Origin of the sequence: Flavihumibacter sp. CACIAM 22H1 (assembly GCF_001601815.1) — a bacterium.
Taxonomy (GTDB): domain Bacteria; phylum Bacteroidota; class Bacteroidia; order Chitinophagales; family Chitinophagaceae; genus Flavihumibacter.
The window spans coordinates 1-7186 of record NZ_LUKG01000063.1 but is presented as its reverse complement, the minus strand read 5'-3'; the positions used below and the strand labels follow the sequence as shown (position 1 = coordinate 7186).

General features: G+C 47.4%; 4 protein-coding genes. All 4 read left to right on the top strand.

The window, feature by feature from the left end; genetic code table 11:
* A partial coding sequence (locus A1D16_RS15515) for a molybdopterin cofactor-binding domain-containing protein (RefSeq protein ID WP_290711125.1) occupies positions 1-1571 on the top strand: 1571 nt, incomplete at its 5' end.
* A gap of 35 nt (positions 1572-1606) precedes the next feature.
* Positions 1607-2176, top strand: a complete 570-nt coding sequence (locus A1D16_RS15510; protein WP_290711123.1) for an XRE family transcriptional regulator — start codon at positions 1607-1609, stop codon at positions 2174-2176.
* A gap of 189 nt (positions 2177-2365) precedes the next feature.
* Positions 2366-5656 (top strand): SusC/RagA family TonB-linked outer membrane protein, encoded by a 3291-nt coding sequence (locus A1D16_RS15505; protein WP_290711121.1) that lies wholly within the window; start codon positions 2366-2368, stop codon positions 5654-5656.
* A gap of 24 nt (positions 5657-5680) precedes the next feature.
* Positions 5681-7186, top strand: a 1506-nt coding sequence (locus A1D16_RS15500; RefSeq protein WP_290711119.1) for a SusD/RagB family nutrient-binding outer membrane lipoprotein, incomplete at its 3' end; no start/stop codon positions are given.

Here is a 7186-nt window from a genome sequence, read left to right as displayed (position 1 = left end):
GCCCTGATGTGCCGCTTAAAACCAATGGCAAAGCAGTGTTCGGAATTGATGTGGAACTACCCGGAATGTTGTATGCCAGTATTGAACGCTGCCCGGTTTTTGGCGGTAAACTCCAGCGCTATGATGATTCCGCGGCTAAAAAAATAAAAGGGGTTCAACAAGTTATTACCTGTGAACGGATCATTGGAAAATACCGGTTTGAAGGAGTGGCGGTACTGGCAGATAATTACTGGGCCGCCCTGCAGGGCCGAAAAGCCTTGCAGGTAACATGGGATTTCCAGGGAAAGGAAAATTTTTCCCTGAAAGCCTATGAACAACAGCTTCGCGAGCTGGCAAAAACACCCGGAGTGGTGGATCATAGTAAAGGCGATTTTGACAAAGCCTGGGCCGAAGCACCCCGGCAATTGGAAGCTTTTTATGAAACCCCCATGGTGTCGCATTCCCCGATCGAACCAATGAATTGCCTGGCCGATTGGAAACAGGATGGTAAGCTGGATATCTTCACCTCCACGCAGGTGCCCTTTAGTATCAAAAACGGATTTGCAAAAGAATATGGACTAAAACCAGAGGATATAACCGTGCACGTGCAGTTCAATGGAGGTGGTTTTGGCCGCCGATTATACCCCGACTATGTGCACGAAGCCGTGCAATTGTCGAAAAAGGCCGGGCGGCCCGTGAAGTCGATCTGGACCCGGGAGGATGATACCCGGCAAGGCCCTTATCGCCCTATGACTTTTTCCGCGCTGAAAGCGGCATTGGATGCGGATAATAAACCGGTCGCATTTCAGCATAAAGTAATTGCACCCTCAATTGGAGACTCTTCCAATGCCAATTACGATAAAACCAGGTCTGACGGAGGAATGACGGAAGGCATCAGCGAACAGGCGTATGAAATTCCAAACATGAAAAACCTGTATGTGCATGCCGATATGCATGTGCCGTTGGCAGCCTGGCGGGCAGTAACCTCCACCACACTGGCTTTCTCGCACGAATGCTTTATTGATGAAATGGCAGTAAAAGCAGGCGCTGATCCCCTGGCATTCCGTTTATCGATGCTGGAGGGAAAATCTTCCGATACCAAACGGGTACTCCTGAAACTGAAAGAAGTCTCCAACTGGGAAAAACCATTGCCCCAGGGTTGGGGAAGAGGTGTTGCGCAATGGGAGTTTTTTGCCGGGCTGGGTGGCAATGTAGTGGAGGTATCAACAAAAGGCGCAGGGGTTCAGATTGAAAAAATCTATGCGGTAATTGACCTGGGCACGGTAGTGAACCCGGATACAGTTGAGGCCCAGGTAGAAGGAGCCATTGTAATGGCCATAACCGCGGCCATTAAAGGCGGAATCCAAATCGAAAATGGCCGCACCCTGCAGTCTAATTATCACAATAACCCGTTGCTGCGGATATCGGAAGTGCCCCCTATCGAAGTGCATATTCTAGCGGAAGGAGGAGAAAAAATTAAAGGGGTGGGTGAACCCGGCCTTCCTCCACTGGCACCGGCCCTTTGTAATGCAATATTTGCTGCTACCGGAAAACGTATCAGACGACTCCCTTTTGATATTACGAAGATTTAATACAAGAGCTGAGAAGTCCGTCTTAATATTGCCATATGACAGAAGAGATTCTCTTACTGATAGGGGAGCGTATACGTGCCAGGAGGCAGGAAAAAAATATTACCCTTGAACAGCTAGCCAATAAAGCAGGCGTTACCAAAGGATTGATTTCGCAAATTGAAAACAACCGGACAGTTCCTTCGCTGCCCGTATTATTAAGTATTGTTCATTGCCTGGATGAGGATATGCGTGGTTTTTTTGAAGGCCTGCAGGCAAAAATGGTCGACCAGAAATACTTCGTGATCCGCAAAGGCGAAACAAAAGAAGTAAGCCGCGAACCGGTAAAAGGATTCTCTTATAAACGCATCTTTTCCAAATCGGTGAACTGTTCCGCTTTCGATATGGAGCTGCTGGAAATGAAACCGGGTGCCGCCAGGCGCCAGATGGTAAGTACCGAAGCCTATGAAATAAAATACCTGATCCAGGGGCGAATTGAATACCAGGTAGATAAGGAAAAATTTGAAATGTCGGAAGGCGACTCATTGGTCTTTGATGGAAGACATCCGCACCGTATCAAAAACATTGGTAAATCAAATGCCTTATTACTGGTAATCTACCTGTTTTAGCCACTCTTTTCTTAAGATCAGGATTTTCTCCGATTTAGTTTTTGTTCAATGTGAATTTTTTGTTAAGTTTAGTTAACCTAAACCGCCGTTTATTTAGCCTAAACCTTCACATTTTCGTAAAATGTGAATAACACAGGCTTCATATTGGGCGAATAGCTTTGGGTCTTCAAATAATTTAACTACTTGTTTATGAGAAAACCAAATCTTCATCGAGTTTTGGGCATGATAGGAGTTTTTATGCTCCTCCTATCGCCCCTCTTTCTCCTTGCACAGGATCAAGTTAGTGGCCGGGTTTTATCACAACGTGATAATAGTCCGCTCAGCAGTGTTTCCGTTTTAGTCAAAGGCAGTTCCAAAGGGGTTGCCACTGATGTAGACGGCCGTTTCAGAATTGCTGCCAAACAGGGCGATGTGCTGGTAATCAGCGGGGTAGGAATTACTACACAGGAAGTAACCGTTAGTGGTACCGGTGAAATTATCATCAATGCCGTTACCAACAGTAATTCACTGAATGAAGTGGTGGTTACCGCCCTGGGTATTCGCCGGGAAAAAAAGAAACTCGGTTACGCTATTCAGGAAGTTAAAGGAGAAGACCTGACTGTTGCCCGGGAAAGCAATGTGGTAAACCAACTGGCCGGTAAAGTTGCCGGTGTTACAGTGGTAGGTAGCCCCTCTGGTATTGGTGGTTCCGCAAGGGTAACCATTCGGGGAGAACGCTCAGTAGACCTTAACAAAAACCAACCTCTTTATGTAATTGACGGGGTACCCGTAAGCAATGCTATAACCGGTGCTTCCGGAAGAGGTAACCTGGAAGTGGATTTCGGAAACGGCGCGTCCTTCCTGAACCCCGACGATATTGAATCTATGTCAGTGTTAAAAGGACCTGCTGCTTCGGCTCTTTATGGCTCCCGCGCTGCAAACGGCGTAATCGTTATTAAAACAAAATCCGGCCGCCCCCAGAAAGGACTCGGAATTGAAGTTAATAGCAACTATACCGCAGAATCCGCCCTTAAATTACCCGAATATCAAAAACTATACGGACAAGGAAATGGTAACGGAGGTGATTTCGCATTCGTGAACGGTGGTGGCGCTGGACAAACAGATGGTACCGATGAAGGCTGGGGACCTGCATTTCGCGGACAATCCTATCCGCAGTATAACTCTCCCAGAACATTAAATGGACAGCCAACGGAATACCTGGGAGGTGACCTGAATGCGCCGGCCGGTACCGTAATTACAGCTACACCCTGGCTGCCCGATAACGATAACCTGAAAAACTTCCTGCAAACCGGTCGGGCTATTACTAATAACGTTGCCCTGGTAGGTGGTAATAAAAATGGCGACTTCCGTCTTAGTTACACGAACCTCGACCAAACAGGTATTGTACCTAATACAGACCTTCGTCGTAACACCATTTCTCTTTCCGGGGGATATAACTTTAACGATAAACTTACGGCCCGCGCCTTTGTAAGTTATATTAAAAGCGAGAGCGATAACCGCCCCTCTATCAGTTACGGTACGGAAAGCCTGATGTACCTGTTCAACTGCTGGTTGCCCGCTTCTGTAAGAGTGGAAGACATGAAACGGCTTTATATGCGCGGAGCAGACGGCCTGCGTCAATTCAGCTGGAACTATAACTATCACGATAATCCGTACCTCACCGTAATGGAAAACACCAATGGTCAGTATTATGACCGGATTATCGGGAACGTAACCTTGAAATATGAGTTCACAAAATGGCTGAACCTTCAACTGCGTTCTGCTACCGACTGGAGCCAGGAAAGAAGAGAATACAAGCGGGCTTTCAGTACCCAGCGTTTTCCTTTTGGCCAGTATCGCCTGGTTAATATTACCAATGAAGAACGAAATACGGACTTCCTCCTGACTGCTACCAAACAAGTGAGCGATTTTAATCTCACAGCTACCGTGGGCGGTAACCAAATGCGCCAAACCAGCCGTTTTGTGGAAGATGTTGCGGGGCAATTGAATATTCCCAATATCTACCGCTTAACCAATAGCCGTATTCCCCTGGTAAATGAACAAATTAATACCGAAAAAAGAATCAATAGTATTTATGGTACAGCTTCCGTTGGTTATAAGGATTTCCTGTTCCTGGACGTAACCGGCCGGAACGACTGGAGCTCTGCACTAACCCTGCCGGAAAGCCTGAAATCATTTGGTAGCGAAGACAATTCTTATTTCTACTCCTCCGTAGCATTAAGTGCCATCCTGAGCGATGTGGTAAAACTGCCCGGTTTTATCAGCTTCCTGAAAGTTCGTGGAAGCCTGGCACAGGTGGGTAATGATACCGATCCATTCCGCTTTACACAATCCTTTAACCCAAGCACACCCTACGCCGGTTCACAGATTTATGGTGAAACCAGCGTACTGGCAAACCTGAACCTGAAACCTGAAATCAGTTCTGCCTATGAATTCGGAACAGATATCCGGTTCCTCGATAACCGCATCGGGTTAGACCTTACTTATTATACCAGCCGTACTAAAAACCAGATTCTTTCTATTCCCTTATCAAGCACCAGCGGATACGAGAGCAGGATTATTAATGCCGGTTTGATTAAGAACTGGGGTTTTGAAGCCATGCTTAACCTGGTACCTGTTCGTAATAAAGATCTTACCTGGAATTTTGATGTAAACTGGTCGGCTAACAGAAGTAAAGTACTTGAACTGAGCGATGGCTTAACCAACCTGGTAATGGCAAGCCGTGGTGTTAGTATTGAAGCAAGGGTAAATGAGCGTATGGGTGATCTTTATGGAATTGCTTTTGCACGGGTTCAGAGCAAAGACGCCAATGCACCTTATTACGATGCAACGGGTCAATATGCCGGTCAGATGGTGTTTGGGTCAAACGGCCGCCCCATCAGTACCACCAACCGGATTAAACTGGGTAATTATAACCCTGATTATCTTATGGGCATCCGCAATAGCTTTAATTACAAAGGCATCCGGCTGAGTTTCCTCTTTGATATCCGCAGTGGTGGAGAGCTCTACTCTCTTACACAGGTGGTTGGACGCGAAGGTGGAATTATTACAGAAACCCTGGAAGGCCGTGCCGATGGGTACGATTTATCTAAACCAGGTAATGGTGTAATCGGCAACGGTGTGGTACAAAATGCAGATGGCAGTTTTTCTCCCAATTCTACCAAAGTTACTGCAAGAGAATGGCATACCGCCTGGACCGGTGGTCGTAACATCGCTGAAGGCGTTATGTATGACGCAAGTTTTGTAAAACTGAGAGAACTGCAGGTAGGATTTAATATTCCTGATAAGGTTTGGGGTAAACTTCCTTTCCGTAATGCATCGGTTACCCTGGTGGGCAGAAACCTGTTCCTCTGGGATAAAGTGCCCCACGTAGATCCGGAAACCATGAGTTACTCCGGCGGAACCGCCCTGCCCGGTATCGAATACATGAGCATTCCTTCTACCCGTAGCTACGGAATTAACCTCAGTTTCAAATTATAATATCTAATCCATTAACGCTATTATATGAAGTTGCTAAAAATAACTTTACCGGTTCTCCTAATGGGATTACTGGTAGGATGTACCAAAGACTTTGAAGAAGTCAATACAAATGGAAATGTGCCCACCGATGTGAATCCTGACCTCTTGCTCTCCGGCGTTATCAGGAATACTATGAACCAACAGGTAAACGAAGCCTGGGGTATCGGAAATATTGTGGTGCAATACCACGCAAAAATTCAGTTCGTGAATGAAGACCGCTACCTCTGGAACGAACAAAACGGTATCTGGGGTATGGTATACGGAAACTACCGGAACCTGCAAAGCATGTTTGCAAAAGTGGGCGCTGATAATACCAACGGGTACAATGCAGTGGCGCTGATACTGAAATCCTGGATGTTTGCCATGGGTACAGAAGCATATGGCGACATTCCTTATTCTGAAGCCGGCAAGGCAAAAAGCGACGGACTGTACACGCCCAAATACGATACCCAGGAGTCTATCTACAACGGTATCCTCGCCGACCTGAAAACAGCCAATGATATCCTGGCAGTTAGTACAACCAGCATTTCCGGCGATATCATGTACGGTGGCGGAACAGCCGGACTGGCCAAATGGAGAAAACTGGCCAATTCCCTAAGGCTGCGTTACCTGCTCCGCATATCCGCTAAAAGAGATGTGAAAGCTGAAATGCAGGCCATCCTCAGCGATCCTGCCAATAACCCGATCTTTACCAGCAATGCAGATAATGCTGTATTAAAATACGAAGCGCAGGCCCCGAATCAATGGCCCCTGTATGGTGCAAGGGTAGGTTCCTTTGACGAGTTTCGGGTTAGTAAAACGCTGGACGACCGGCTGACCGCCCTGGGCGACCCTCGTCTGAATGTATTTGGCCGGCCTTCACAGGCATCCGTTGCCGCCGGAACGCCCCGTATTGAAGGTATTCCAAATGGACTCGGCGATGTGGCCGCACTGAACTACAATGGTGGTCCGCAAGGCGTTAGCCGCGTAGGGTATACATTTGCCTGCCTGGTTTGTAATGATAATGGCCAGGCCGTTCCGGTTCCAAATGCGCCACAGGCCCTGCTGATGACCTATGCCGAATTACAGTTCATCCTGGCAGAAGCCCGGGAAAAAGAACTCATTACTACCGGCAGCGCAGAAACCTATTACCTGAACGGTATCAATGCCAATTTCGAATACTGGAGATCCATCGTACCCGCACAATACGGTATTGACCTGACCATGCCCGGTAACTACCTGACCCAAACCGGGGTAGCTTACACCGGAACCACCGCCGAAAAACTGGGTAAAATAGCCCTGCAAAAATGGGTGTCGCTTTATTTCAACGGTTTAGAAGGCTGGTTCGAATGGCGCAGAACAAGGATGCCGGAAGTAATTCCTGGTCCGGCTAACCTCAATGATAACAAAGTTCCTGTTCGGTATATCTATCCTCAGTCTGAACAGGCCCTGAATGCCACGAACCGCAATGAAGCGGTAGCACGCCAGGGAGAGGATACACAGAATACGGCC

Coding starts and splice junctions, on each gene's coding strand:
- A1D16_RS15510 (WP_290711123.1), top strand. CDS start 1,607: ATGACAGAAGAGATTCTCTTACTGATAGGGGAGCGTATACGTGCCAGG.
- A1D16_RS15505 (WP_290711121.1), top strand. CDS start 2,366: ATGAGAAAACCAAATCTTCATCGAGTTTTGGGCATGATAGGAGTTTTT.